The organism is Lujinxingia litoralis, assembly GCF_003260125.1.
Taxonomy (GTDB): Bacteria; Myxococcota_A; Bradymonadia; order Bradymonadales; family Bradymonadaceae; genus Lujinxingia; species Lujinxingia litoralis.
In genome coordinates this window covers 1-1,893 of record NZ_QHKO01000024.1, presented here as the reverse complement: position 1 = coordinate 1,893, position 1,893 = coordinate 1, and the positions used below count along the sequence as shown (strand labels likewise).

Genomic DNA, 1,893 nt, shown 5'->3' with positions numbered 1-1,893 from the left:
CTCAGGTGAGCGCGGGGGGGCAGCATACCTGTGGAGTTAAGGAGGATGGGAGTTTGTGGTGTTGGGGATACAACACTGCCGGTCAGGTTATCTCGGCGTCCGGCAGCGCTTCATCTTACAACACTCCGCAAGATGTAAGTGAAGGGTTGAGCTGGCTGCAGGTTGCCACAGGCAGCACCCATACTTGTGGAATTACCAGCGATGAAGCGCTTTATTGCTGGGGGCTTTCCATTGATGGCCAACTCGGCACCGGCACCCCCGTCGACGACCGCACTCGCGTGGAGATCACCAGCGGCGGCACCACCATCGACACCTTCGTGGCCGTCGCCGCCGGCGATGCGCATACCTGCGCGGTGACGGCTCAGGGGGCGAATGGGTGGTGTTGGGGGAGTCCGGGGGATGGGCGGTTAGATGGAGATCCGGGGGCGAGCTCGGGGCCTGTGAAGGTTCAGGGGGCGCCAGGGGTGTCGAGTTCAACAACGTCGATTATTGCGGCAGGCGGATCACATTCCTGCGCAATGGTGGATGTTGGCTCTGAAAACCGAACTTACTGCTGGGGCAATGGTGACTCGGGCCAAAACGGCCACAATTCTGAGCCTGATGTAGCCCAGGTGAACGGTTTCACCTTTTCCCAGATCACCGCCGGTAAAGAGCACACCTGCGCCATCGCCGATGAAGTTGCTTATTGTTGGGGGCGCGCGAGTGAAGGGCGCCTGGGTCATAACCAAAATACCAACACATCGCCTACCGAAGTTAATAGCGAACTGAATGGGTGGTCTGGCATCGCTGCGGGTGGTGAGCACTCCTGCGGCATTGCCGATAACGTTATGTATTGTTGGGGACGAAATAACGCTGGTCAGCTTGGCCATCCGGGCAGCGGCGCCACCCCCACCCCCGTCGCCTGGCCCTACTCGCCATAAACTCGGGCTTCGGGAACACGTCCGATCATTAAAACACCCCACCCCCGGCAAACGCTGGAGGTGGGGTGTTTTGCGTCGACCTCGTACTCGTACTCGTACTCGTACTCGGGCTCGACCTCGACCTCGACCTCGAACTCGTGCTCGTGCTCGTACTCGGGCTCGACCTCGAACTCGTACTCGTGCTCGTGCTCGACCTCGTGCTCGGGGCGATTTGCTCTATCATGAAAACACCCCACCCCCGGCAAACGCTGGCGGTGGGGTGTTTTGCGTGATGGGCTTGCCCCGCGGCGACCATCCGGGCTAAGTCTGGGGCTCTTCATATCAACCTGACACAGCACCGGGAGGGCCCTGCCATGCCGTACTTTCGTGTGATCTTTATTGCACTCACCTTACTCGCCGTGGGTTGCGGCGGCGACGGCGTCGCGACGCCCACAGACACCGACATCACCCCCGACACCGACACCACCCCCGACGCCGACGCCGACCCGAACCTCTCCCTGACACTCACCGGCGGCGAGGAGAGCCCCTATATCATCGACGAAACCGAGGGGGTTTTGAACTTCGAGGCGGCGTGCGCCCCCCAGGGCTGCACCCTGGATGCCTGCACCCTGAGCTATGAGGGCGGCGAGGTAGTGACGCCTGTTGAGTGCGCCGAGTCGATCGAGCTCCCCACCGCCAAGCTCAACGCCGAGGGCAGCTGGACGCTCACCGTCAACGCCTCCCTCGACGAGCAAAGCACGAGCGCCTCAAAAACCTTCGATGTGCGCTACGCCTTTGAGGCCGGGCTGGAGGGGTATGAGGCCGGCGAGTCATATGCGTTTAGTCACCCGCCCACGCTGGAGAGCTTTTGCACCCGCGATGGCTGCGATCTCACCATCGCCTGCACCGACGCCGGGGGCGGCACGCTCGCCTGTGAGGGGCTGGCCTTCCCCGAAGGTGAGGCCGAGGTGGTCATCACGCTCAACGCCTGCGC

At 62.2% G+C, this 1,893-nt stretch carries 3 protein-coding genes; 2 read left to right on the top strand and 1 reads right to left on the bottom strand.

Annotated elements, in window-relative coordinates; genetic code table 11:
- Window positions 1–920: RCC1 domain-containing protein (locus DL240_RS19460; protein WP_199589880.1), on the top strand; the 920-nt coding region annotated here is incomplete at its 5' end.
- On the opposite strand, the gene DL240_RS20160 is transcribed toward DL240_RS19460, so the two are convergent.
- Window positions 908–1,240 carry a hypothetical protein gene (locus DL240_RS20160; protein WP_158542808.1) on the bottom strand — a complete coding sequence of 111 codons (333 nt, stop codon included), beginning with the start codon at window positions 1,238–1,240 and terminating at the stop codon, window positions 908–910. The two genes, DL240_RS19460 and DL240_RS20160, sit on opposite strands and share 13 nt — an antisense overlap.
- Before the next feature lie 33 nt (window positions 1,241–1,273).
- Here DL240_RS20160 and DL240_RS19450 point away from each other — a divergent pair.
- Window positions 1,274–1,893 (top strand): hypothetical protein (locus DL240_RS19450; protein WP_146618440.1); only part of this gene is annotated, 620 nt, incomplete at its 3' end.

Coding starts and splice junctions, on each gene's coding strand:
- DL240_RS20160 (WP_158542808.1), bottom strand. CDS start 1,240: ATGAAGAGCCCCAGACTTAGCCCGGATGGTCGCCGCGGGGCAAGCCCA.